A 26,569-nucleotide genomic window follows, 5' to 3' on the forward strand; every position below is an offset into this window, starting at 1 on the left:
TTAATATAGAATTTTACGATTTTCAATTCTCACAATTTTATCTCTTTCCATGTGTTTAATCGTTCTTATCGCGGTTTCCACACAAAGCCCTGTAAGGCTAGCCATTTGCTGCCTGGTTAATGGAACTAAAAAAGAATAAGGACTCAAATCTTTTTGAGAACTTTTAAGATAATCCATTAGTCCTCTAAGCCGTATAGAAGGGTTTTGAGAAGAGAGGCTCTGCATCATAATGAATTTATAATACAGGCGTTCTGAAAGAAAGCTGTTAACCTCCATGTACAATTCAGGATTTTGATTCAGCAAATTGAAAAATACAGATTTGTGAAGCCTCAGAACACTACATTCTGTAATGACTTCAGCATTCATAGGGTAAGGTTTCTCTATAAACAGAATAGACTCCCCGCAGCTTTCCCCGTCTGATAATATATTCTGAATAAATTCTTTTCCTTCCTCATTATAATTGTTGAGTTTTATTTCTCCTTTAATAATCTGGTAATAATAGGTAGGAATATCTCCCTCACAGAATATTACTTCTGAAGGGGTATAACGTCTCGTTTCTGCTCCCGCTGAAATCAAAATGTTTTCGTCGATAACCATAATAGCTTTTTTTGGAATTGTTTTCTTCTTCCTATCTTCCTAGTCTTAGTAAAAATATTATTGGTAATCGATTCTAAGATGCATGCAAAAACCGCACCTTAATCATTATTATTAAAGTTAAAAAATGTTAAAAATTTCAACAACTTTAAATCTTTTTGCATTTATTAATTAAATATCATTACTAAAAACACAATTAAATTGCTTTTTTGATATCTTATTTTAAAAATTTCAGTTTCAACAATATGTAAAAATACCAAACAATAAACCCCGCTTTATTTGATTAAAACAGGGTTTTCAAAGTAACAACAGGAAAATCTGTTATTTTTTTGATATTTTGTTGTTATGGGTTTTTGTGATATATATAAGTTTTTTTGAAAAAACCGCACACCTTATATTGTACCGGAAGGGATTGGATTTATTTGGAAATAAAATTCATCCTGATTTTTGTAGTGATGAGGCAAAAGGAAATTATGATGGACCTATTTTTGTTATAACTGAATTCAGGAATGCTCTATATTTCATTATTTTGCAAATTTTTTAGTTCCTGCAACACATAGGATCACTCCTACCGTTACACCCAGCATCCCCATACTCACCTGCTCATGAAGAAACCAGGCAGCCAGTGCAAGACCAAAGAAAGGCTGAAGCAGCTGAAGCTGACCTACCGTAGCAATACCTCCCTGCGCCAATCCTTTATACCAAAAGATAAAACCAATAAACATACTGAAAAGAGAAATATAAGCCATCCCAAACCATCCCTGAAAGCTGACTTGCTGAATATTTTCAGGAAAGTAAATAAAAAATAAAGGAATCATTACAGGCAGTGCCAATACCAAAGCCCAGGAAATTACCTGCCAGCCTCCTAACGTTTTAGATAATTTAGCTCCTTCAGCATAGCCCATACCACATAAAATAACGGCAAGAAGCATCAGAATATCGCCAATAGGTGATGCTGATATTCCTTGTGAAACAGCATAGCCAATCACCAGAAGGCTTCCTACAATCGAAAAAAACCAAAATATAGGATGAGGTCTTTCCCCACCACGCATCACACCAAATACAGCAGTTGCCAAAGGGAGCATTCCCAGAAATACAATAGAATGCGCTGAAGTAAGATATTGAAGTGCCAACGCAGAAAGAAGGGGAAACCCAACCACACAGCCAAGAGAAACCAACAATAATGGAATCAGATCTTTTTTGACAGGACGTTTTTCTTTCCCCAGCCATAATACGATAAGCGCCAAAACACCTGCAACCGCTGCACGAACTATAGTTACAAAAGTAGGACTCATTTCCATTACGGCTAATTTAGTAGCCGGCAAACCGCCACTAAATAAGACGACACCTATAAATCCATTGATCCAGCCATTTATATTTTCATCTTTTGATAGTTGTTTTGTCATCATTTTATTCAAGCTTTTAATTAATATTCAAAATTAGAAAGGATAATTAAATAAACACAGTATCAGTTTTGTATATTTGCATGAGCACAGTTTAAAAATATGAGTAAAGAATTTTTATATACAGAAATTGCAGACGGCATTGCAGGACAGATCAGAAATGGTATTCTAAAGACAGGAGACAAGCTTCCTTCCGTGAGAATGCTATGCCAGGAACATCAGGTGAGTATGAATACGGCCAAGCGTGTTTTTCTGGAACTGGAATCACAGTCTTTGGTAGAATCTAAGCCACAATCTGGTTATTTTGTAAGCCAGCTGCTCTCTGCCAAACTTCCTTTACCCGAAGTAAGCCGCCCATCATTGATCGCCAATAATGATGAGCCGGATGAACTGATCAGTAAGGTATATGAAAATATGGGTAAAAAAGACCTTACTTTTTTCTCTATTGGTATTCCATCAGGAGCTCTCTTACCTCAGGCTAAACTTAAGAAAGAAATTGTAAACGCCACCAGGGAATTAAAAGACGGCGGCACCGAATATGAAGAACTTCAGGGAAATCTGAAATTAAGAAGAATGATTGCTGTACGTTCCTTGCAATGGGGAGGAAATCTGAGCGAAAATGACCTGATTACCACCAATGGAGGAATGAATGCTCTTTCTTTCTGTTTAATGGCTTTAGGAAAACCAGGAGACACCGTTGCTATCGAAAGTCCTTGTTACCCAGGAATCCTTCAGCTTGCCAATGGTTTGGGATTAAAAGTTCTGGAACTTCCTACCCATCCTACTACCGGAATAGAAATTGAGGCTTTAAAAAAATTAATTCCTAAAATAGATCTGTGCCTTTTGATTCCCAATTTCAATTCACCTTTGGGAAGCTGTATGCCTGATGAAAACAAAAAAGAAATTGTAAAAATACTTTCTGAAAATAATATTCCTTTAATAGAAGATGATGTCTATGGAGACCTTTATTTTGGTTCCAGTCGCCCGAAATGCTGTAAATCTTTCGATAAAGACGGAAATGTACTGTATTGCAGCTCTATTTCCAAAACTTTAGCTCCCGGATATCGTGTAGGCTGGATTGCACCAGGAAAATATAAAGATAAAATTCTGAAGCTTAAACTTCTGCATTCTACATCTTCTATTTCGATTGTGAATGAAGCTGTTGCCAATTTTCTGAAATCCGGAAAATATGAAAAACATCTTCAGCAGCTTCGCAGAACATTACAGTTCAATTACCAGAACTATGTACAGACCATTGCAGAATCTTTTCCTGAAGGTACAAAAACCAGTCGTCCGCAGGGAGGTTTGTCTTTATGGGTAGAATTTGATAAAAAAATTCGAACAACAGAATTATACGATCTGGCCATCAAACAAAACATCAGTATCGCTCCCGGAAGAATGTTTACCTTTCAGGAACAGTTTGAAAATTGTATGAGACTTTGCATAGGACTCCCATGGTCAGAAGATACACAGGCAAAACTCAGACAGGTTGGACAGCTTGCCAAAAAGATTTATTTAAAGTAAGGAAGATGGAGGCTGGAAGATGGAAGTTAAAATAGTTTTAAAAATAACTTATCTCAATTCTTATTGATATTGTAAAGGATATCTTATAACTCTTGAAGTTCTTTTATTCACCAGAACTTCAAGCCTCCTTCTTCCATCTCCCAGCCTTTCTTATTTATTATCCGGGATGAAATTTTTTCTCGCCAGCTCCTTTCTTACACGGCTCAGGCTCTCAGGAGTAATTCCGAGGTAAGAAGCAATCATCCATTGTGGAACTCTCAGGAGTAAATCCGGATACATTTTTATGAATTTCATATACCTTTCTTCTGCAGTCTCTCCCAATAAAGAGTTGATCCTGTTTTGAAGACTTCTGATATGTTTCTGAAGAAGGAAATCACTTCTTTCAATACTATTCGGAAATTGTTCTACCAGTTTGTTGAAGAAATCAGGATGAAGAAACAAAACTTCAGAATCTTCCACTGCTTCTATATAGTAAATAGATTTCTCATTAAAATAAAGACTGCTTCGGTCAGAAATCAGCCAACTTTCCGGAGCAAACTGTATAATATGTTCCTTTCCGTTTTTATCAATGGAATACATCTTTATCAGCCCTTTTTCTACGAAGAAAATATGACGGCAGATTTCGCCATACTGAAGAAGAAACTGATTTTTAGGAATTTTCTTTACTTCATAGTGCAGACTACACGTATTCACATTCTGAAGCGGAACATTTAAAACTTTGGCTAAATAATTATTTATATTCTTCATGATACAATCTGGCTTAAAGAAATGTCCTGGTGTGAAGCACTGTTAAGAGGTTTTCCGTTCTCTATGACAATCAGTTGCGGACTTTCGTGTCTGATTTCAAAATCTGCTGCTATTTTGTTAGAAACAGGTCGGTGAGCCAATAAATCCAGGTAGTAAACATTCACCGGCTGATCTGAATTCTCTATTTCTTTTTCAAAATTTTTCAGAACAGTTCTGCTGATAAAGCAACTTGTAGAATGCTTGAATATGGCTATTTTATTCTGAAAAGAGTCTTCCATTGCTTTGGCTAGGTCTTCTTCAGATTCTATCTTTTTCCAAAATGTTTTTTGGTCAGGGGTTTCGTCTTTACCACCGAATATTTTATCAAAAAAACTCATACATTAAATTGTTTTAGATGATGATCAAGATGTTTGTACTCTAAAAATGTCCAGTCTTTTTCAGTCATTGTACCGAATAATCTATGGCGGTCCGGCAGGTTGTTTTTTTCACAGACTTCCCGGAATTCTTCCAGCGTTTTCAGCAGATTGGTTTTTGATACATCAAAATCACACTCAAAATTAACGATTAGTTTTTGAAAAGTAGGCATGTTTCTGGGAATTCCATTATTGAAAATATGCATTTCTATTTTAGTAAAAATCCCTACTGCCTCAAACATGACATTAATACGGGGAAGCTCGAGCTTTCCCAAAGCCACCTGAAGAACTAAATCACAATGCTTTAGCATTTGACATACATTCATCTTTCCCCATTTCCCATGAGAATTTTCAGATAACAGAGAAATTCTGTCTTTAATTTCCTGATAGTATATTGGATTATTGAGACTCTTCCTTACCAACCTTTTTCTATCTTCAGATTTTCAATATGAGCAAAATGATGATTACAGTGCCACACGTATAAAGCAAGGCTTTCTCTTAAATTATAATTCTTTTGATGCTCAGGATGATGAAAAGTTCTTTCAAACTGTTTATTGGTAAGACTTTTAAGAAGAACTACCCATCTTTGGTGTGTTCCTTTCAGCATTCTCATGGCCGGTTTTACGGGCATATGAAAACTGTCCTGAAGTTCCGCCCATTTCGCTTCATCATAAGGCTTTATGGTAGGGTTTTCTTCTGTCAGCGCCAGTTTGAACCGGATAAAACTGTTCATATGGCTGTCAGAAAGATGGTTCACAAGCTGTCTTACTGTCCAGCCTCCTTCTCTGTAAGGAGTATCCAATTGATCGTCTGTAAAATGTTCAATGAGATTCTTTAGCCGCCCAGGAAAGTCTTTGATTACTTTGATATAAGTATCCAATGTGGTATCACAAATGTTTTCAGGCACTTCAAACGGGCCTATTGGAAACTTTTTTTTCTCTAAATCACTCATTGTTCAGGTTTTAATTTTTTTATTATTACCGATTGGTATTACTATTATTTATTAGAATAATTGACGAATATCAGCTTGTGCGAATTTATCAAAAATTCAAGAATATAAAGTGAATAAAGCATTAATTATACCGATAATGATTTTTGTGGTATCGATTTTTCATTAAAAAAGGCTTCAATTGTATAAACTAAAGCCTTTCTTAATTATAATGAAGTATTAATATCCATGTAAATCAATACCTTCTGTTCTTTGCAGGGTTACTTTTCTCCCCATTTTCTTTTGAATCACTCTGAAATGCTGCAATTCATCATCCGTCAGAATACTGATAGCTGTTCCTTTTTCGTTGGCACGCCCTGTTCTACCAATACGGTGAATATAATCCAGTGGTGAACGCGGCAACTCGTAATTGATAACACATGGCAGAGATTCAATATGGATTCCTCGCCCAATTAAGTCTGTAGCCACCAAAATCTGAGCTCCGTTTACTTTAAATTCTTCCAGATTATTTCTTCTCGCTCCCTGAGATTTCTGGCTGTGAATAGCCACTGCTTTTATTTTATTCTTTTTAAGTTTCTCTACCAGATTATCTGCAGATCTTGTAGATGAAACAAAAATCAAAGCCTTTTCTACTTTCTTTTCTTTGATCAGGTATCTTAAAAAAGGTCCTTTATTTTCCGGAGCAACATGATAGGCTAATTGTTCAATATTATCAATTTCTACTTCTTCTTTTTTAATCTCAATAATCGTAGGATTGATGGAAAGACGTTCTTTCATTTCAGCCACTTTATCATTTAATGTTGCCGAAAATAAAGTAGTTTGTTTCGCTACAGGCATCATGGCAAAAAGTTTATTCATCTCTTCACCAAATCCTAGCTGAAACATTTTATCTGCTTCGTCAATCACCAAATGTTTAATTCCTGAAATACTCAATGCATTATGATCAATTAAATCCAGCAAACGTCCCGGAGTTGCAATCAAAACTTCCACTCCAAACATTCCCTTCATCTGTGGATTGATAGAAACACCTCCATACACGGCCATCGTACGCACTTCCCTCTTTAGATTTTCTGTGAATGCTCTGCAAACTTCATCGATCTGAATAGCTAATTCCCTAGTAGGAACCAATATTAAAACCTGAACATTACGGTCTTTTTTAACTTCCGCATTCTGTAATTTTTCTAGAATCGGCATCACAAAACAAGCTGTTTTACCGGAACCTGTCTGAGCAATTCCCATCAGATCCTTCCCTTGCAAGATGACAGGAACAGCCTGCTCTTGTATGGGGAATGGTTTTAAATACCCTAGTTTTTTGACAGAACGAATAATATTGTGTGATAATCCTAACGATTCAAATGACATAAAAATACTTATTTGCTGCAAAGATACGCTATTGATATTTGGTGTAAGCCTCAAAATACAATAGGCTGCAGATAAACTTCAATTATTTAAAATTTTATGCCTTTCATTCATAAACATTGAAAATTTATGTTGTCGATTTGTCCGATAATTCAGGTTTGGACAAATTTTTGAAGATTAGTTTTGTAAATTTATCAAAAATTCGAGAAATCAAAATATGAAAAAAGCGTTAATAATAGTCGATGTACAGAATGATTTTTGTGAAGGCGGAGCACTTGCAGTCCCTGGAGCCAGCGAAATTATTCCATACATCAATCTCCTGATGGAGGAAAATGAATATGATCAGGTGGTTCTTACCCAAGACTGGCATCCTGCAGGTCATAAAAGTTTTGCAAGCAGCAATGGAAGAAAGGTAGGAGAAAGTATTATTTTAAATGGAGTTCCACAATTTATGTGGCCGGATCACTGTATTCAGGGAACTTTTGGGGCAGAATTCCATAAAGATCTGAACAGAGACAAAGTAACCCACATTGTACAGAAAGGTAAAAATATTGAAATTGACAGCTACAGCGGTTTCCAGGATAACAACCACTTTATGAAAACCGGTTTGGATGACTTCTTGAAATATCATGATATTCAGCTGGTAGAAATCGTAGGCCTGGCATTAGACTATTGTGTTAAATTTACAGCGCAGGATGCCGTAGCCAACGGATATGTCACTTGTCTTCACTTCAATGGAACACGTGCTGTCAACGTAAAACCTGACAACGGCAGAGATGCCATCTATGAAATGATTGAAAAAGGAGTAACTGTATTAGGGTAATTCTTTTTAATGATGAATTATAAATGATGAGTTATGAATTTTAAAATTTATAGCTTAATAAAATAAAAAAGCGCAGAAAATAATTCTGCGCTTTTTGTTTTTTATCCTAAAAATACTTTTTGAAAGGATGGAGTAAGTTAGAAATCTGAATCTGTTATTCATCATTTATAACTTATCATTCATCATTATTTTAAAGCATTTTAAGGTTGTTCACTTCCAGTTCTGTAAGGATTCTCCAGTGTCCTCTCTTGATATTCTTCTTCGTTAATCCTGCAAACATTACTCTGTCTAAAGATTCTACTTCGTATCCTAATCTTTGGAAAATTCTTCTGATAACACGGTTCCATCCGATGTGGATCTCAATTCCGATTTCATTCTTAGGTTTCCCTTCAATATATGAAATCTGATCAACCACAGCTACTCCTTCATCAAGACGGATACCTTCTGCAATAAGACGTAAATCTTCACCAGTAAGCTTCTTATCCAATGTTACATGATAAATCTTCTTAGCATCAAAAGATGGATGCGTCAGTTTTTTAGTCATGTGTCCGTCATTGGTTAATAAAATAACTCCTGTTGTAGAACGGTCCAGTCTTCCCACCGGGAAAAGTCTGTAAGGAGAAGCATTCGCTACAAGATCCATTACAGTTTTTCTTGCTTTATCGTCTTTTGTAGTAGAAATATAACCTTTTGGCTTATTCAAAAGTACATATACAGGTTTCTCAGGAGTAATGCTTTGTCCGTCAAAAACTACTCTGTCTGTTTTTTGTACCTGATATCCCATTTCAGTTACTACCTTTCCGTTGACTTCTACCAATCCCTGAGTAATCAGTTCATCAGCTTCTCTTCTGCTGCAGATTCCGGAGTTAGCGATATACTTGTTAAGACGGATGCTGTCTTTATGAACGTCTTTTTCAATTTTATTCAGCCTTCTTTTCTGTACAAAAGATCTTGTTTTGTCATCATTTCTTTCTTCACCATTAGATGGTCTTCTTCCGTATTTCAGACTGCCTCTTTCATACTTATCTCTGGTATCGAAATTTCTTCCGCCTCTCTTCGGTTTTCCGAAAGATTTTTTCTCATAGCTCTCACTTTTGTTCGTGATATAAGGTTTTCTTTCAGATTTTGAACCTGAATCTTCGTTAGAATTTTCGAAACTGTCTGTATTTCTTTTGAAAGGTTTCTTTTCAAATCTTGAGTTGGATCCCTGATGTTCTGGTCCTTTTCTTCCTCCGTCTTTAGAGAACGGTTTCTTAAAAGGCTTTGATCCTGAAGAATTTCCAGATCTGGAAGCACGAGAATCATCAGAACTTTTCTTGGTTGAAATTCTTGGTCTCTTTGGTCTGTCTGAATTATTATTATCTCTGCTCATTCTAAAAATTTCTGCAAAGATAGTAATTTAGTTACGAGTTAAAAATTAAGAATCATAACTTTGCACTATAGTTTACATTTTAACTTTACATAAAATAGAAGATGATAACAATATTAAACGATAATTTTTCACAGCTCAACGAGTTTCTTCACGAAAAAACTTTCAGTAAAATTTTCATTCTTGTAGATGAAAACACACATGAATACTGCCTTCCTGTTCTTTTAGGAAATATGGAAACGGATCTTGGCTTTGAAATTTTAGAGATTGAAGCGGGAGAGGAAATGAAAAATATCCAGACAGCCAATCAGCTTTGGGAAATTCTTACAGAAATGCAGGCGGACAGAAAAGCGCTGGTGATCAACCTTGGTGGCGGTGTAATTACGGATATGGGCGGATTTGTTGCATCTACTTATAAAAGAGGAATACAGTTTATCAACATCCCTACTACCCTTTTATCAATGTGTGATGCTTCTATAGGCGGAAAAACCGGGATTGATCTGATGCACTATAAAAATATGGTGGGAACTTTTGCTTTCCCTGAGCAAATCTTTATTTTCCCGAAATTCTTAGAGACATTGCCTTTTAAAGAATTAAGAAGCGGATTTGCTGAAATGCTGAAACATGGGTTAATTGCTGATAAAAATCATTGGGATCAGTTGATCCAGATCCGTAAACTGGAAGTGGAAACGGTAATTCCACATATTCAAACGTCTATGAATATTAAGCAGAATGTTGTAGATCAGGATTTCCATGAGCAGAACATTAGAAAAACCCTTAATTTCGGGCATACCATAGGACATGCGGTAGAAAGTTTATGTCTGCAGCAGGAAAATCCAATCCTTCATGGTGAAGCAGTGGCTATGGGAATGATTGCTGAAGCTCATCTGGCTTATCTTGAAAACCTTATTTCTGAAGAAGATTCAAAAATAATCATTGAAAACATTCAGAGATATTATCCATACCTTGATATCAGCGATTTTAAGGATGAAGATATTACCGCATTATTACTAAACGATAAAAAGAATACAGACAGTAAAATCAATTTCTCTCTGCTTTCGGGAATAGGTTCTTGCATCTATGATCATCAGTGTAGCCAGGAAAATATCCTTGAATCTTTATCTTTTTATAGAAAATTGAACGATGCTTAACGTTTTTTTCGAAAAATAAATTCATTTTAAAACCTGTTTTTGACAAAATTGTCAATTTAGACCTTATCTAAACAAACATTTATTTAAATTCATAACATATTGATACTCATTAATATATTCCAAAAATCACTTAAACACTAAGTGATTTTTTTATTGATTTTACTCATAAAAAATATTTTTGGCAAGCAATTTGAAAGATACTCTGCGTTCAACTGAAAAGCTGAACAAGTAGTAAAATTTAAAATTAAGAAAGAGTAAAATTAAAAAAATTAAAGTTATGAAAAAGTTAATTTTAGGATTAGCGTTAACTGCAGGAACATTCGCATTCGCTCAACAAACAGGAAACACATCTTCTAATCCGGTAACATTTGGGGTAAAAGGAGGTATGAACGTTTCTTCACTTTCAAAAGATAGCGGTCTTGATGATCAGAAATCTAAAATAGGATTCAACGCAGGTGTATTTGCCAACATTCCATTAGCAGCTTCATTCAGCGTTCAGCCAGAGGTTCAGTATTCACAATATGGTAATAAATCAAATTATACTTTAGGAAACACTAAGTTTTCTGCTTCTACCAAATTAGATTATATTACAGTACCGGTAATGTTCCAGTACAACCTGATTCCAAATCTTTATGTGGAAGCAGGACCGGAATTTGGTTTCATGGTAAGCGCTAAAAACAAGTTCAAAAATGAATCAAACGGAGATTCTAACACTACTGATAACTACAAAGACAATCTAAATACATTTAACTTTGGTATCGGTCTTGGAGCTGGATATTATTTCACTCCGAACTTAGGACTTACTGCAAGATATGTTGCAGGTTTAACGGATGTAGCGAAAAACAGACCTAGTGGATCTGATGCTACAAGAAACAACCTATTCCAGGTAGGATTAGCTTATAAATTTAAATAAGCTACACATTCACTAACAAATTTTATATTCAATAGAAAAGAACAGATTAATTTTTTAATCTGTTCTTTTTTTATGTTAAAATAACAAAGGGTTGTCAAAACAACAAAAATACATCCCAATTTGATGACTTATCAATTTGTTAAAAACCCATAAAGTCTTTATACAAGGGGTTTACCGGCATATTGTTTGTTGCTTCTCCGACGTTAAACAACGTAAAATTTAAACTAATCTATGAAAAAGATTTTTCTAGGCCTGGGCCTTATTGCAGGTACTTTTGCTTTTGCTCAAAACACTTCCACTTCTACTGAAGCTACTACTCCATCCACATCTACTTCTAAAATCAAATTCGGTTTGAAAGCGGGACTTAATGTTTCCAATCTTTCTAATATGGATATGAATTCAAAAGCAGGATTTTATGGTGGTGTTTTTGTGAATATTCCTGTCGCTAAGGATTTTTCAATTCAACCGGAAGTTTTATACAGCGCTACGGGAGCTAAAGAAAAAGGAGGTAGTAATGCAAAACTCAATTTAGAATATCTTTCCGTTCCGGTAATGTTCCAATATAAGGCACTTCCAAATTTCTATGTAGAAGCAGGGCCTCAATTTAATTTTTTAATTGATGCAAGGTTAAAGAAAAGTGAATCTACAAGCCTTCTTAAAAATGGAACTCAATCTTTCGATTTTGGAATCGGATTGGGAGCAGGCTACTATATTACCAAAAACATTGGGATAAATGTGAGATACACTGCCGGATTATCTGATATTGTAAAAACAAAATATCACTACGGATATGACAGAGAAGGATCTGTAAGAAATGGTGTATTCCAGGTAGGAGTAAACTACAAATTCTAAAGCTTTATTAAGCTTTTTTTCATTAAGTTTTTATAATTAAAGTGGAGTCGGATTAATTTAATCCGGCTTTTTTAGTACAATAAAAAAATTATTCTTCAAAAAATACAGTAAATAGTAGATTTACAGCACATTTAAACTTTGGCACGCCATTTGTTTCTTAATGAAATGTTAAATAAAACTTAATAACTATTAAAATATAAAACTTATGAAAAAGATTTTTTTAGGCCTTGCCCTAGTAGCAGGTACTTTTGCATTCTCTCAGAAGACTTCAACTTCTACTGCTTCAACTTCACCAGTTAGATTTGGTGTAAAAGCAGGTCTTAATATCTCTACTATTTCTAACAGCGATTTAAACTCAAAAGCTGGATTTTATGGTGGTGTTTTTGCTAACATTCCAGTAGCACAAGACTTCTCTGTACAACCAGAAGTATTATATAGTGGTATGGGTGGTAAATACAAAGGTAACAGTGATATAAAACTTAACACAGATTATATCGCAGTACCTGTAATGTTACAATATAACCTGATTCCTAACTTATATGTAGAAGCTGGTCCTCAATTCGGTTTCCTTATCAGTGCTAAAGGAAAGAGTAATGGTGGTTCTGTAGATGTTAAAGACAACTTGAAAACTTTTGATTTCGGAATTGGTCTTGGAGCTGGATATTATTTCACACAAAATATTGGAGTGAATCTAAGATATACTGCAGGATTATCTGATGTTCCTAAGAACAACAATGGTGATGCTGCCAGAAACGGAGTATTCCAGGTAGGTTTAGCTTACAAATTCTAAAAACAAACTTTCTATTCAATACAAAGCCGGGTTTACAATAATCCGGCTTTTTTATTGTTTGAATATTTTTTGGCAAGAAATTTGCCTATTGAATAGTTGATTGTACTCTATTCCGGAATTTCCAATTTTACAGTTCCTGTTTTACAATGAATAGGTATTGATTCAGTTGAGTATTCAATTGAAATTCAAACCTAAATCTAACTATTACCATTAATTTTTAACGAGAACTGCAACAAATGGCTGGACATTAGAGTGCACAACAGAATACTGAAAAGTGTTTTGTTTTATTTAAAATACATTTTGATTTCAATAGAAAAAGTCAGGTTTATTAGTTTAAGCCTGACTTTTTCGCATACTGCATGATTTTTATCACTTCTACTCTTTATGGCAGATATTTTGACGCAAACAAAAAAATAAAACCTAAACCATGAAAAAAATTTTTCTAGTACTTACACTTGTTGGCTCTTTTTTAATGAATGCACAGGAAAAAGAACAGCCTTCCACCACACCATCTTCAGTAAAATTCGGGATTAAAGCCGGTTTCAATGGTTCTGCTTTCAGCAGAGGTGAAAGAAATGAAGTTGATAATAGTGAAAAAATAAAAGCAGGTTCACATATCGGAGTGTTTGCCAATATTCCTCTTGCTGAAAAATTCAGTATACAACCCGAGCTTCTTTTCAGCCAACTAGGCTCAAAAACGGAAGACCTCTTTATTCATGATTCGGGAGACTATTTTACGAAGCAGGAATATGATTACAAAACAAATTTAAACTACCTTACTCTTCCTATTATGGTTCAGTACAATATTCTTCCTCAATTGTATGTGGAAGCAGGACCGGAATTCGGTTTACTTCTGGGAGGAAAAATAGAGGGAGACGGAAGAAACGAAATGAGATACGATGGTACAACTGTTGTTAGTACTGAGAATTTCTCCAATAAAATTCCAATGAAAATATATAATAAGTTCAATTTCGGAATCGGAATTGGTGCAGGATATTATTTTACTCAAAATTTTGGAGTGACCGCCAGATTTACGGCAGGTATAACAGGAATCTTCAAGAATGATTACGGTAATAAAGTCAGAAATAATGCGCTTCAGCTTGGAGTGGCTTATCGCTTTAAATAGAGATATTTATTATTTTCAAAACTGATGCCGGGCTCTAAGAGTCCGGTATTTTTATTTCTATTCTTAAAAATAACCCAGAAAACTTAGTTAATTCTTAAAAAAGCTAATTTCAGTTTAAAATTTTTCATCATTTCAATTATCAACAATAAAGCTCATCAGACGTTCAAGTATTTTCACAAAACATTCAGTTTGCAACATATTTATTCATCAAAAAGGGATAAATGATTGAAAAATAACTTCCTGAAAACAGCCTGAAAACCCTTATAAACAGGCATTTTTTAACTTTGGCAAGCAATTTGCAAAATAATACGAGTCAGATTGAGAGATCATCCGGCACACAAATAGTAAAATTAAAAAATAAAATTATGAAGAAGTTATTTTTAGGATTAGCATTAACTGCTGGTACGCTAGCTTTTGCTCAGGAGACAGAAACAAAGACGGAAACGAAAACAGTAAATGCATCACCACTAAAAAAAGATGTTCAGCCTATTAGATTCGGGATTAAAGCAGGGGGAAACTCGGCTTATTTCAGTCAGCAGAAGTTTGGTATCAATAGCCAACAACTAGGTTTCCACGCTGGTGTATTCGTTAACATTCCAATTTCAAAACAATTCAGCTTCCAACCAGAGGTATTATACAATCAAATGGGTGCAAAGGATGTAATGTATTCTACAGAAACTGACAATGGTGTAACGAACGTAAAGACCAAGGTACAAAGCAGAGTAAAAATGGATTACATTTCAGTTCCTTTAATGGTTCAGATGAGACCAATGGAGAAGTTTTATATTGAAGCAGGACCTGAATTCAGTTATTTCATCAGTGGAAAGAATAAAGGAGAATCTACTGTAGCTAGTACTACAGGAGGAGTGACAACCACTACTGCAAGTTCTCACTCTACAGATATTGACAAAGATATGATCAACAGATTCAATTTCGGATTAGGTCTTGGTTTAGGATATGATATCACTTCCAATATCGGGATCAATGCAAGATATGTAAACAGCTTAACAAAGATTGATAAGAGCATGTCTGCTGCTGAAAATAACAACAGAGTATTTCAGTTAGGTCTGAATTATAAATTCTAATCAAAGAACCAATTTTTTAACCCTAAGTGCAGAGTAATCTGTACGCATAAAATAGCCGGAAGTTTTTCTTCCGGCTATTTATATTAGAATATAATTGTAACAGGCTTTTATTCAAATATTCTCGGATCATCACTGATGACACCGTCTATTCCCATCTCTTTTAATTCTTTTAATCTTTCTTTGGTATTTACAGTCCATGGGATTACTTTCATCCCTAATGAGTGGCATTCCTGCACTAATTGCGGGGTCACCAGCGTATGTTCAGGGCTGTAAATAGTAGGCGTAAAACTAAGGAACTTCATATCTCCGGCTACTCCAGTCAGATGATTAGGATACATTTTGAACTTTTCTACAGGAATATTTTTAAAATAAGCCTGTTGCTGTGCCAGTTTTTTATCATCTACCTTTTCTACAAGTAAAGCGGTCATGATTTTAGGGTAGTTTTTATGAAGAATTTCCAGTGTTCTGGGATCAAAAGACTGAATGATCACTCTGTCCTGAATCTTTTTCTCGATAATAATCTTCATCATCAGATCTACAAATTCTTTCGGTTCAGGATGAAAAATAGTATCAGAAAAAGGACGGGTTTTTGTTTCTATATTGTAAAAAGGCAATGGTCTTTTCAATTCTCGGGCATAAGCTTCAGATGCATCAATGACGTCTGAAAAGAGAGGTTTCTGAACCTTCATTTTCTTTTGATCAGGATAGTTATTCAATTTTTTTAATCCTACGTCAAATGTTTTGATCTTTGCATAAGGCATTTCATAAATTTTGTAATAAAAACCTGAATCTTTGGGAATATAGGTTCCATCTGGTTTTGTAACCAATTCCGGTGAAAGAAAAGCATCATGAGAAAGAATTATCTTTTTATCTTTCGTGATGGCCAGATCCATTTCCAGAGTTGTCACATTCATTTTCAATGCGTTCTTCATGGCCGGGATTGTATTTTCGGGGTAAAGAGATTTTCCTCCACGGTGTGCCTGATTATCAAAAGACTGTGAAGAGTAAAGCTGGGCAAACACCAGAAAGATCCCGGTAAAAAGTGCATTTTTCATATCCTGAAGTTTTAATCTGACAAAATTAAAACTCCTTTATATATTGTATAATACAGGAATATTAAGCTTTTGCTACATTTAAATAACAAAAGAGCCGGATTATAAATCCAGCTCTTCTATTTTGATATTTTTTCGATCAAGAGATTAATTGAATAAATCTACCTCTTCACCTTTTCCAACAGGATATTCTTCTGTAAAGCATCCGAAACAGTGATTAGCTGATCCTAAAATGTCTTTCAGGTTGTCTATACTTAAAAACTCTAAGGAATCTACCCCAAGATAATTTTTAAGTTCTTCCGTAGTCATATTTGCTGAGATCAGATCATCTTTAGACGGAGTATCAATTCCCAGATAACAAGGAGCAATAATGGGTGGAGAAACACTTCTGAAGTGGATCTCTTTTACGCCTGCATCTTTTAAGATTTTAACCAGTCTTTTGGATGTTGTTCCACGAACAATAGAATCGTCAATAATGACTACTCTCTTATCTTTCATCTCAGAGATGATCGGGTTCAGCTTAAGGTTCACTACCCTTTCTCTCATTTCCTGTGTAGGAACGATGAAACTTCTTCCGATATATCTGTTTTTGATCAAAACAGGACGGAAAGGTATTCCTGAAGCTTTAGAGAAACCAATAGCAGCCGGAACTCCGGAATCCGGAACCCCAATTACCAAATCAGCTTCTACCGGAGCCTGTTCCCAGATTTTCTCTCCAGATTTTTCTCTGATCTCGTATACATTGATGTTTTCTAAAGTAGAGTCAGGTCTTGCGAAATAAATATATTCGAAAGAACAGATTCTCTGCTTACCTTTCGCTTCATCCATCATATAAGAATGAAGTTTTCCAGGCTCGTTTTCATTGGTATAAATGATCTCACCAGGAAGGATATCACGCACATACTGAGCTCCTACAGCATCCAATGCTACAGATTCAGAAGCCACTACATAAGATTTCTCATCAATAGCTCCCAACACTAACGGACGGATTCCGTTGAAGTCTCTGAACGCAAAGAATTTATTTCTGGTCATCCCTACTACGGAATAAGCTCCTTCGATCTTTTCCATTGTAGCTTTGATCGCTCCACGAAGACCTAAATCAAGGTTTTTCTGGATCAGTCTCAGGATTACTTCAGAATCGGAAGTTGCTCTGAAAACTACGCCTTCAGCTTCTAATTCTGCTTTTAATTCTTTGGCATTGGTAAGGTTACCGTTGTGTGCTATAGAAAGTATAATCTGGTCATATTCGTTTTTCGCGAAAAATGGCTGGAAATTATATTTCTTCTTATCTCCTGCAGTGGTATAACGGGTATGCCCAATTGCAGAATTTCCCATAAAAGTTTCAGGTTCCTGAATTTCTTTATAAACATCCAAAACCAATCCCTCGTCTTTCATGTTGGTGATTCTTCCATCCTTTAAAACGGAAATACCACAAGCTTCCTGACCTCTGTGCTGTAATGCAAAAAGACCAAACTGTGAAAGAGAGAAAGTATCCAGATCATTATCCGAATACATTCCGAAGATCCCACACTCTTCATTAGGAGCATCCAGTCTTTCCTCTTCCTGAGTTCTGAAAAGATTCCTTCCGTAAGTCTGGGTTTCAAACTGTTTTAAATATTCACTTTTATGAATGTCTAAACTTTTCATTTCTATTTTTTCTAATGATTAGAAGTTAGATATTAGATGTTAGAAATTAGTCTAAGTTAACTTCAATTATAATTTTAAACTTGCCTTTAATGAATAAATCATTTTTTGAATTTCAGCTAAAAGTTCCTTTAAAGGAGCTATTTTCATTTCAGATATAAAATTTAAATCAATCAGTAACTGAAGTTGAGTTTGTAGCTCATAAGTAGAACCAAACGCAATTCCAAGGAACTGATAAAATTCATTTTTATTATTTCTTCCGGCTCCCTCAGCAATATTAGATTGTATCGAAACTGCACATCTTCTGATTTGAGATTGTAGTCCGGATTTTTCCTCCGTGGGTAATTCAGCAGAAATCAAATAAACTTCTTTCACCAAAGCCATTGATTTTGTCCAAACCTTCAAATCTTCTATCCGATGTGATTTCATCCTAATTTCTAATATCTAACTTCTAATTTCTGAAATTATTTTGCAAGTAAGTTCTTCAATCGGTTGTAGATTTCAACATAAGCCTCAGTAACTTCTCCTAAGTCTCTTCTGAATCTGTCTTTGTCTAATTTCTTCATGGTATCTTTATCCCAAAGTCTGCAAGTATCAGGAGAGATTTCGTCTGCTAAGATGATTTCACCGTCTGAAGTTTTACCTAATTCGATTTTGAAATCTACCAGGATGATATTGATTTTGTCAAACAGGTCGATAAGGATATCATTGATATCTGAAGATAACTCATACATCTCGTCAAGCTCTTCATAAGTAGCTGCTCCTAAGAAAACGGCATGGTGATCATTGATAAGCGGATCTCCCAATTCATCTTTTTTATAGCAGATATCGAAGATCGTTACCGGAGATTTAATTCCTTCTTCCACACCTAATCTTTGTGCCATACTTCCTGCAGAGTAGTTTCTTACTACCATTTCCAAAGGAATGATAGAAACTTTTCTTACCAGCTGCTCTCTTTCGTCTAATTTTTGGATGAAATGAGTTTTGATCCCTTTTTCATTTAAATATTCAAAAATAAGAGTTGTGATCGCGTTGTTCATTTCCCCTTTAAGGTCTACCTGACCTCTTTTTTGAGCATTAAATGCTGTAGCATCGTCTTTGAAACGTACTACTACTTCATCAGGATTATCGGTTGCAAATACTTGTTTTGCTTTCCCCTCGTACAACATTTCTTTCTTTTGACTCATAATTTTACTTTCTAAATTGTAGTTAGATTTATTGATTTATTTTATTATTATTCCTGTTAAGACAGCCAGTCCAAAACTCAGCAGTGTACCAATTAATACATATTCTGTAAGCTTTCTCTGTTTTGCCTGTGCAAGGTCGCTGAATCTGAAAACAGATTTGGCAGCCACCATGAAACCTACGCCTTCCCAGTGATTCACCATGATAAAAGTGAAGACCAGCAGACGTTCTAAAATTCCGATATATTTTCCGGCACTTGATAAAGATTCGGTTTGAATAGTGTTGGGGCCATCCGGAGCAGGCGTCCATGATGACAATAAGATTTTGATAAAAATAGAAGCTGGTGTTGTTAAAAACAGGGCAGCCATAATTACCTTTAAAAATTCCTGATTCTGTAAAAACTCAAAGCTGAATTCCTGGAAATATAAAGAAACTCCACCAATCACCAGAACATGCAGCAACTGATCTATGAAAAACCATCTTTTCTTAGTCTTTACATTCTGAAAACTAAGCTTGGCTGCATCAATAATAAAGTGAGTAATTCCCACCAGAACAGCCACCCACCAAAGTTGAAGATCCCAAAGAAAAACAAGACTTAAAATGGTGTGAATCAGAACATGAATGTATAAAAACTTACTTTTTAGTTTATAGTTTTCCTTATCTGCAACCCATGAATTTGGCTGAAGTATAAAATCTCCGAGTAGATGTGCCAATATGAGTTTGATAAAGATCATGCCTATAGTTCTGAGATTTTCTTTCTGAAATACTGATTGGTTTCCACGATGAGCTCATAGTTGGCTCGTTTCAGTCTCTGGCTTACCGAAGACTGTGAAATAGCAAATCTCTTAGCAAGATCTTCCTGTGTGATATCCTGATTCATGATCATTTCATGAATAATCTCTGCCGTAGCCATTGTCCAGTTATCAAAATCCTTGGACGACCATTTCAACAGGATATTAAGATCTCTGTCCACCGGATCACTGGAGGTTTTAATAGCAACCGTATGACCGTCGCTTTTAAGATCATTAAGCAGTCTTCCTGAATTCACATAAGCTGTACCGTTAGATTCAGTGATTTTCTCAGAAGAGAAACTTTCCTCACCAATACCTATGGCCATTCTTACATCCAGATTTTCGACACTTTTAATAAGAGATTTTATGGCTAGAAAACGCCAGAAAACGTCATCAATTTTGCACTTGAACTGAAACTCATCTCCTCTGTAGATTTCCCATGTGTGAGGAGCGCTTCCCCATTTTTCGAGAAGATGTTTAAGCCTGGTAATCCAAACTTCAGTGTCCGCATGCTGTGAATTTATAATATCACCGGTAATGACCGCTATCATACTGCAAATATAAGCATAATTACTTATATATAAAAAATATAAGCAGAAACACTTATAGATATTCATTATTAGCGAATCAGCTTATATCAATGATGCAGTAAACATAAGGTTTTTAGGGCGTTATATAAAACCATACAATAGCAAAAAAGCAAAAAAATGTTCAATCTTTTATTATGATGTCGACTTTAACTCTACTTTTTTATATTTTTTTTATAATAAGAAGCTGTTCCTGCTATCCGCTTATACTCCTCGCTCCATCGCTCTCCCACACTCAAACCCATACACGCTCAAACCCAACTCCGGGGTAACCGCTGCTATCAGGGCTAGGACAGTCATTGCGGGCAAGGCGAAACAATCTCTTGAATGATTTCTATACCATATAAAGTAAACCTAACAGGTTTTAAAAACCTGTTAGGTTTGGCTTGTCACAAAAATTATAGTATTTAAATTCGGTTTTATTTACTTTTTAATAAACTGATGCGCTTTCTCATCAAGCTTTAAGAAATATATTCCTGCAGGAATTCCCATCACCGGAATACTTTTCTTATTTCTAAACGGATCTTTCTCCGTATAAATCACTTTCCCGGAAAGATCTATAATCTGAACTGTTTTTACATTGGTAACTTCTCCGTTCACATATAGATTATCGTAAACAGGATTCGGATAGATGGTAAACTCATTATTAACAGTAATTAATTCCGCTGTAGACAAAGCACCACCCAGATCCTGACAGTAATTGGACGGATAAGAATCCCATTCACTGATAGTAAATGTATCGTTAGGCTGATTGATCGTATTCTTTCTATATAAAGATACATTCCCATTGTTGTTCGTTGTATATTTTACTCCGATAGCATCTACTGTCACCGTTTTATTATAAGCTAGCTCAACATAGTTTCCACCTGCAAACATCATAGGATCAGAAGCTGTTACAAATCTTGCCTGGCCAGCGGTATAACATGACAGAGTACCTTTTGGATTCAGAATAACAAAAGTTTCGTTATTCCCTACTTTACCTTCCAGTTCATAAGTATCTCCACTGTAAATAGCCCCTGAAGAATTATTTTTAAACTGAATATTAATCCTGTAATTATTTAAATTAACTTCATGCCCCGTTTTATTAACGATTTCCAGAGCATTATTCTTAATAAATTCAGTATTCGTTCCCGATATATATTTTGTAATCATAAGATCCTGAGCATATGAATCCGAAGCAATCGTTGAAGCTGTCAATGTATTGCTGAACGGAGATTCCAGATATGCTTTATCAAAAGCTTTCACTGTAAAGGTATAAGTAGTTGAAGGACTCAGATGATCTATACTTATGGAAGTCCCTTTTGTAACAGCAACAGGCGTCGTTGATCCATTGATATAAACCCTGTACCCTAAAACATCAGTATCCGGAGAAGCTGTCCAGTTCAGATTGACAAAATAAGCATTCTGCTGGGTTGAGACCAGTGATCCCGGAGCTGCAGGAGCTATATTATCAGGCGTTTCGGACCAGATCATATCAATCCACTCGGGATGGTCAATGAATGGATTTCTGTTTTTCTGTATCGTATAGATGGTATTGTTCCGGTCAATTTCTCTTTGGGAAACAGGATCTGCGGCACTCCATTGTTTCAGCATAGCAATATAGGCAAGATCAACCGCTCTTTCTTCCGTTCCATCCAATGGACATTGATCGGTAACCGGAGTAAGATTAGCAGAAGTAGTATAAGCCGTATTGAATGAGCCCAATTTTCCTTCATATCGAACTGCAAAATACAACAAGCTCCTGGCAATATCCCCTTTGAATTCATTAATAGGTTCATACACTCTTCCCGTATAAGGGTAGTTTGGAATGGCTGCATTGGATATTCTCGAAGTATTGGAAAAAATATAATGGTTGGTATTATTTCCTATCCCATAAGGATAATTGCTTCTTCGCTGATTGATATAGCCATCCACAGGAATAATAAAGTTCAGATCCGAATACATAGGATAATCACTGATGGACGAGCTTGTACTGAACGTACTTTGTGGCATCATATGCTCTCGGTTGTATCCCTGACCTTCCGCACCAACTCCCGCCACCATCTGGTCTACAGTATATTCATAGGAATCAGGCCCAGAAGGAATTTCAGAATAGATATCTAGTAAATATTGAGTATTGGAAGCATCATGATCATAATATTTATCCAGATCAGTCTGTCCATATAATACCTTAAGATCGTCATAATGCCAGTTGACCATCTTTTCGGAAATAATATCGTGAAGTTTTGATTTCAGAGCATACCCTGTCAATCCTGCTGTTCCATCGTAATATCCGGCAGGAGCCTGCGCAGAAATATAAGAGGAAATTAAAATGATAGGAAGTAGAATTTTTTTCATACTTTAAAAATTGGGGAACTAAAATAGTGAAATAAAAAACGGAAAAGACTGAATATTTTATTAAGAAAGTATTAATTCTCAAAATATAAAAATTTGAAAATTAAAGGGATTACCCTTTAGATATTACGATTGAAATAATTTATTTTAGCATTCCATCAATTTGGTTATCTTTGGGAACTAACTATTATTATATGAATACAGAGACTATTGACAACATCAAAATGATAGCGGAAACCGCTAGAGAATTCGCAGAAAAGAACATCAGACCGAATATTATGGAATGGGATGAAAGCCAAACGTTTCCAAAAGACTTATTCCACCAATTGGGTGAGATGGGTTTTATGGGAATTGTAGTTCCTGAACAATATGGAGGTTCTGGCTTAGGGTATCATGAGTATGTTACTATTCTGGACGAAATTTCTCAGGTTGACCCATCTATTGGTCTTTCTGTAGCAGCACACAACTCACTTTGCACCAATCATATTTATGAATTTGGAAATGAAGAACAAAGACACAAATGGCTTCCTCAGCTGGCTTCCGGAAAAGTAATCGGAGCTTGGGGACTTACAGAGCACAACACAGGTTCTGATTCAGGAGGTATGTCTACTACAGCTGTAAAAGATGGTGATGAATGGATCATCAACGGAGCTAAAAATTTCATTACTCACGCTATTTCAGGAGATATTGCCGTAGTAATGACAAGAACAGGAGAAATAGGGGCTAAAAATAACTCTACAGCTTTTGTTTTAGAAAAAGGAATGCCTGGTTTTACTTCTGGAAAAAAAGAAAATAAACTGGGAATGCGTGCTTCTGAAACAGCAGAATTAATTTTTGATAACGTACGTGTACCGGATTCTCACCGTTTAGGAGAGGTAGGCGAAGGTTTCAAACAAGCTATGAAAGTTTTGGACGGTGGTAGAATCTCTATTGCTGCATTAAGTTTAGGTACTGCAAGAGGAGCTTACAAAGCTGCTTTGAAGTATGCAAAAGAAAGACATCAGTTCGGAAAACCTATTGCAGATTTCCAGGCAATCAACTTCATGTTGGCAGATATGGCTACAGAAATTGATGCTGCTGAACTTCTTATCCAAAGAGCTTCTACGCTTAAAAATGCAAAACAAAAAATGACAAAAGAAGGAGCTATGGCTAAACTATACGCTTCTGAAGCTTGTGTAAGAATCTCAAACAATGCGGTTCAGATCTTCGGAGGATACGGATATACAAAGGACTTCCCTGCTGAAAAGTTCTATAGAGACTCTAAGCTTTGTACGATTGGAGAAGGAACTTCTGAGATCCAGAGACTGGTAATCGGAAGAGATATCACGAAATAACATTTTAAAATCCCAATACAAATGATTAAACAGGCACTTTTAGGTGAATTTCTGCATGAAGCTGAAAACACCAGAAAAATTTTACAGGCAATACCCGACAGCGCACTGGATTGGAAACCGTCCGAAAAAAACTGGACAACCGGTCAGCTCGCCTCTCACATTGCTGAAGTATACAATTGGTACGAATCCACTTTCAATAAGGATGTTTTTGATATGGGTACGTACAAGTATGACAAAGGAGATATTTCCAAAGCGGAGAATATCCTTGCAAAATTTGAAGAAAATGTTGCCAACGCACAGAAAGTTCTTGAAAACTCGGATGAAAACACTTATTTCAATGAGTGGAAAATGGAAATGGACGGAAATGTACTTTTCCCTCCTATGCCAAAAGTTCAGGTGGTAAGAGCATTTCTTTATAATCATTTGTACCATCACAGAGGTGAGTTGGTGGTTTACCTAAGATCAACCGGAAATAAAGTTCCCGGACTTTATGGTCCTACTGCTGATGATAAAATGTAATTAAAGATTGCATACATTCAATATAGTAAGCTGTTTCATTTTGAAACAGCTTTTTTTATTAACAGAATGAGTGGAGCAGTAATATTTAGCAAAATTTAATTCACTAATATTATTCATACATAATTACATAATCAATAAATCATATTGCCTCTTTTTGATAAATTAATAAATAAAATACTTATTTTTTATTTTTTTTAAATTAAAATTCATTTCATCACTTTCACTTTTCTTTTATTAATAAGCTTTTTCAATTATATTCAATGCATCGCATAATACATTAAGGCCAGAGTCCAAAATTTCCTTAAAAAATTTTGTTTTTCGTAACATATTTTTTATTAGATTTGGAATTCCACAATCAAATTTAATATTTAATATGAAAAAACAATTAACGCTGATTGGAATGCTCCTTATTTCGGGTATTTCTTTCGCACAGACTGACCGTCTTTGGTCTGAAGGTTCAAAAAGAACTTCATCAGAGATCTTTGAAAACAAAACCAGTATCAGCAATCCTAAGGTATACAACCTGGATATCAACGGATTGAAAAACATTCTGGCAAAAGCTCCCAAAAGACTGGCTGCAGGCGAAAAATCAGAACTCATCATCTCTTTTCCGAATTCTGAAGGCAGAATGGAAAATTTTAAAGTGAGGGAGAATTCCAATTTTGCCCCTGAGTTGGCAGCAAAATATCCGGATATCAAATCCTATGTAGGACAAGGTCTGGATGATCCTAATTCCACAGTCTATTTCAGTGTTTCTCCACTAGGACTGTCATCCATGGAAATTTATGGTGATAAATCGGCTGTTTTCATCGAGCCTTACACCAAAGATCTTTCTTCGTATGTAGTGTACAGAAAATCTGACAAAAAAGATGATCTTAACAAATTTGAATGTACCGTAGTAGATGCTGCACAGAAAGGAGTTTCCAATTCTGCTCTTGCAGCAAGACCTAACGCTGATGATGCTAAACTGAGAACATTCAGACTGGCATTATCCTGCACAGGAGAATACACTACTTATTTCGGAGGTACAAAAGCTCAGGCTTTAGCAGCAATGAATACCACAATGACCCGTGTAAACGGTGTTTTTGAAAAAGATTTCGCTGCAAGAATGGTTCTGATCGCTAACAACGACGCGGTTATTTACACCAACGCTTCTACAGACCCTTATTCTGCTGCTTCAGGAATGAGCAGCTGGAATTCTCAGCTACAAAGCACTTTAACCTCTGTAATTGGTGAAGCCAACTATGATATCGGACACTTGTTCGGAGCTTCAGGAGGTGGAGGAAATGCAGGATGTATCGGCTGTATCTGTACAAACGGATCTAAAGGAAGTGGTTATACTTCTCCGGCAGATGCCATTCCTTCAGGAGATAATTTCGATATCGACTATGTAGCTCATGAAATGGGACATCAGTTCGGTGGAAACCACACTTTTTCTCATGGAAATGAAGGTACAGGCGTAAACGTGGAACCAGGATCAGGATCAACCATCATGGGATATGCAGGAATCACCAGCCAGGATATCCAACCGCATTCTGATGCATTTTTCCATGCGGTAAGTATTCAGCAGATTACCAATAATATTAAAGCTAAAACCTGCTCCGTTAATACCAATACAGGAAATTCCATTCCTACAGCTAGTGCAGGTTCAGATTACACCATTCCAAAAGGAACACCATTCGTACTGACAGGTACAGGAACGGATGCTGACGGTGATTCTTTAACCTACATCTGGGAACAAATGGACAGTGCTTCTTCTTCTCAGACGGGAGCAAGCTCTGCAGCAAGCGCTACAAAAGCTTCTGGACCTAATTTCAGATCATGGACTCCTACCACTGCACCTGTAAGATATTTCCCAAGAATGGCTTCGGTTTTAACAGGCGCAACTACTACAGCTGGTTCTGAAATCACAGTAGAAGCACTTTCTTCAGTAGCCAGAACCTTGAATTTCAGATTTACCGTTCGTGATAACAAAGCGGGAGGTTCCGGAAATAATTCTGACGATGCGGTAATCACCGTAAATTC

Annotated in this window: 26 protein-coding genes; 11 read left to right on the forward strand and 15 right to left on the reverse strand. The window is 35.8% G+C overall.

Features of this window, described 5'->3' with window-relative positions; genetic code table 11:
• A complete protein-coding gene (locus NK356_RS01610) occupies positions 1 to 597 on the reverse strand; it encodes a Crp/Fnr family transcriptional regulator (protein WP_253316051.1) in 597 nt (198 codons plus the stop codon).
• 521 nt (positions 598 to 1,118) lie between these two features.
• Positions 1,119 to 2,003 (reverse strand): DMT family transporter, encoded by an 885-nt coding sequence (locus tag NK356_RS01615; protein WP_156106531.1) that lies wholly within the window; start codon positions 2,001 to 2,003, stop codon positions 1,119 to 1,121.
• Between the two features lie 96 nt (positions 2,004 to 2,099).
• On the opposite strand from NK356_RS01615, the gene NK356_RS01620 reads away from it, so the two are divergent.
• Entirely contained in the window at positions 2,100 to 3,521 is a 1,422-nt protein-coding gene (locus NK356_RS01620; RefSeq protein WP_034698261.1) for a PLP-dependent aminotransferase family protein, read from the forward strand.
• A gap of 150 nt (positions 3,522 to 3,671) precedes the next feature.
• Here NK356_RS01620 and NK356_RS01625 read toward each other — a convergent pair whose 3' ends face one another.
• From NK356_RS01625 to NK356_RS01645, 5 genes are all read right to left on the reverse strand, one after another.
• Positions 3,672 to 4,268 carry a Crp/Fnr family transcriptional regulator gene (locus NK356_RS01625; RefSeq protein WP_034698263.1) on the reverse strand — a complete coding sequence of 199 codons (597 nt, stop codon included), beginning with the start codon at positions 4,266 to 4,268 and terminating at the stop codon, positions 3,672 to 3,674.
• The gene (ytxJ, locus tag NK356_RS01630) at positions 4,265 to 4,645 is read right to left on the reverse strand and encodes a bacillithiol system redox-active protein YtxJ (protein ID WP_034698265.1); all 381 of its coding nucleotides are present in this window, start codon (positions 4,643 to 4,645) and stop codon (positions 4,265 to 4,267) included. Before ytxJ ends, NK356_RS01625 begins: the two co-directional genes overlap by 4 nt.
• Positions 4,642 to 5,103, reverse strand: coding sequence for a DUF1569 domain-containing protein (locus tag NK356_RS01635; protein WP_253316052.1), 462 nt, complete (start codon positions 5,101 to 5,103; stop codon positions 4,642 to 4,644). Before NK356_RS01635 ends, ytxJ begins: the two co-directional genes overlap by 4 nt.
• Complete coding sequence (locus NK356_RS01640; RefSeq protein ID WP_034698267.1) at positions 5,097 to 5,633, reverse strand: YfiT family bacillithiol transferase; 537 nt, start codon at positions 5,631 to 5,633, stop codon at positions 5,097 to 5,099. The genes NK356_RS01635 and NK356_RS01640 overlap by 7 nt, the downstream gene beginning before the upstream one ends.
• A 216-nt stretch (positions 5,634 to 5,849) precedes the next feature.
• Entirely contained in the window at positions 5,850 to 6,992 is a 1,143-nt protein-coding gene (locus NK356_RS01645) for a DEAD/DEAH box helicase (RefSeq protein WP_034698269.1), read from the reverse strand.
• Between the two features lie 214 nt (positions 6,993 to 7,206).
• On the opposite strand from NK356_RS01645, the gene pncA reads away from it, so the two are divergent.
• Positions 7,207 to 7,812 (forward strand): bifunctional nicotinamidase/pyrazinamidase, encoded by a 606-nt coding sequence (gene pncA, locus NK356_RS01650; protein WP_034698270.1) that lies wholly within the window; start codon positions 7,207 to 7,209, stop codon positions 7,810 to 7,812.
• A gap of 190 nt (positions 7,813 to 8,002) precedes the next feature.
• Here pncA and NK356_RS01655 read toward each other — a convergent pair whose 3' ends face one another.
• The gene (locus tag NK356_RS01655; protein ID WP_034698407.1) at positions 8,003 to 8,917 is read right to left on the reverse strand and encodes a pseudouridine synthase; all 915 of its coding nucleotides are present in this window, start codon (positions 8,915 to 8,917) and stop codon (positions 8,003 to 8,005) included.
• Between the two features lie 368 nt (positions 8,918 to 9,285).
• Here NK356_RS01655 and aroB point away from each other — a divergent pair, with 368 nt between their 5' ends.
• The 6 genes from aroB to NK356_RS01685 all read left to right on the forward strand — a co-directional run bounded on the left by aroB (position 9,286) and on the right by NK356_RS01685 (position 15,098).
• The gene (aroB, locus tag NK356_RS01660; protein WP_034698272.1) at positions 9,286 to 10,332 is read left to right on the forward strand and encodes a 3-dehydroquinate synthase; all 1,047 of its coding nucleotides are present in this window, start codon (positions 9,286 to 9,288) and stop codon (positions 10,330 to 10,332) included.
• 277 nt (positions 10,333 to 10,609) lie between these two features.
• Entirely contained in the window at positions 10,610 to 11,245 is a 636-nt protein-coding gene (locus NK356_RS01665; protein WP_034698274.1) for a porin family protein, read from the forward strand.
• A gap of 231 nt (positions 11,246 to 11,476) precedes the next feature.
• Positions 11,477 to 12,097, forward strand: coding sequence for a porin family protein (locus tag NK356_RS01670; RefSeq protein WP_253316054.1), 621 nt, complete (start codon positions 11,477 to 11,479; stop codon positions 12,095 to 12,097).
• 205 nt (positions 12,098 to 12,302) lie between these two features.
• Complete coding sequence (locus NK356_RS01675) at positions 12,303 to 12,887, forward strand: porin family protein (protein WP_034698279.1); 585 nt, start codon at positions 12,303 to 12,305, stop codon at positions 12,885 to 12,887.
• Between the two features lie 427 nt (positions 12,888 to 13,314).
• Complete coding sequence (locus NK356_RS01680) at positions 13,315 to 14,013, forward strand: porin family protein (RefSeq protein ID WP_253316055.1); 699 nt, start codon at positions 13,315 to 13,317, stop codon at positions 14,011 to 14,013.
• Positions 14,014 to 14,378: 365 nt separating this feature from the next.
• The gene (locus tag NK356_RS01685) at positions 14,379 to 15,098 is read left to right on the forward strand and encodes a porin family protein (RefSeq protein WP_167595388.1); all 720 of its coding nucleotides are present in this window, start codon (positions 14,379 to 14,381) and stop codon (positions 15,096 to 15,098) included.
• 107 nt (positions 15,099 to 15,205) lie between these two features.
• On the opposite strand, the gene NK356_RS01690 is transcribed toward NK356_RS01685, so the two are convergent.
• From NK356_RS01690 to NK356_RS01720, 7 genes are all read right to left on the reverse strand, one after another.
• Positions 15,206 to 16,153 (reverse strand): glycerophosphodiester phosphodiesterase family protein, encoded by a 948-nt coding sequence (locus NK356_RS01690; protein ID WP_253316056.1) that lies wholly within the window; start codon positions 16,151 to 16,153, stop codon positions 15,206 to 15,208.
• Positions 16,154 to 16,297: 144 nt separating this feature from the next.
• Positions 16,298 to 17,797: an amidophosphoribosyltransferase gene (gene purF, locus NK356_RS01695; RefSeq protein WP_034698287.1), complete on the reverse strand. Its 1,500-nt coding sequence runs from the start codon at positions 17,795 to 17,797 to the stop codon at positions 16,298 to 16,300.
• Positions 17,798 to 17,863: 66 nt separating this feature from the next.
• A complete protein-coding gene (locus tag NK356_RS01700; protein ID WP_253316057.1) occupies positions 17,864 to 18,223 on the reverse strand; it encodes a four helix bundle protein in 360 nt (119 codons plus the stop codon).
• Between the two features lie 35 nt (positions 18,224 to 18,258).
• Complete coding sequence (gene purC / locus NK356_RS01705) at positions 18,259 to 18,981, reverse strand: phosphoribosylaminoimidazolesuccinocarboxamide synthase (RefSeq protein ID WP_034698289.1); 723 nt, start codon at positions 18,979 to 18,981, stop codon at positions 18,259 to 18,261.
• Between the two features lie 36 nt (positions 18,982 to 19,017).
• A complete protein-coding gene (locus NK356_RS01710; RefSeq protein WP_034698292.1) occupies positions 19,018 to 19,713 on the reverse strand; it encodes a DUF3307 domain-containing protein in 696 nt (231 codons plus the stop codon).
• Between the two features lie 2 nt (positions 19,714 to 19,715).
• Entirely contained in the window at positions 19,716 to 20,321 is a 606-nt protein-coding gene (locus tag NK356_RS01715; protein ID WP_034698295.1) for a SatD family protein, read from the reverse strand.
• A gap of 459 nt (positions 20,322 to 20,780) precedes the next feature.
• Positions 20,781 to 22,694, reverse strand: a complete 1,914-nt coding sequence (locus NK356_RS01720; RefSeq protein ID WP_253316058.1) for an endonuclease — start codon at positions 22,692 to 22,694, stop codon at positions 20,781 to 20,783.
• A gap of 191 nt (positions 22,695 to 22,885) precedes the next feature.
• On the opposite strand from NK356_RS01720, the gene NK356_RS01725 reads away from it, so the two are divergent.
• From NK356_RS01725 to NK356_RS01735, 3 genes are all read left to right on the forward strand, one after another.
• Entirely contained in the window at positions 22,886 to 24,025 is a 1,140-nt protein-coding gene (locus NK356_RS01725; protein WP_034698301.1) for an acyl-CoA dehydrogenase family protein, read from the forward strand.
• A 21-nt stretch (positions 24,026 to 24,046) separates the two neighbouring features.
• The gene (locus NK356_RS01730; protein ID WP_034698304.1) at positions 24,047 to 24,544 is read left to right on the forward strand and encodes a DinB family protein; all 498 of its coding nucleotides are present in this window, start codon (positions 24,047 to 24,049) and stop codon (positions 24,542 to 24,544) included.
• A gap of 373 nt (positions 24,545 to 24,917) precedes the next feature.
• On the forward strand, positions 24,918 to 26,569 hold a 1,652-nt coding region (locus NK356_RS01735; protein ID WP_253316059.1), incomplete at its 3' end, for a reprolysin-like metallopeptidase.

Origin of the sequence: Chryseobacterium sp. S0630, assembly GCF_024158915.1 — a bacterium.
In the GTDB taxonomy this organism is placed as follows: Bacteria; Bacteroidota; Bacteroidia; order Flavobacteriales; family Weeksellaceae; genus Chryseobacterium.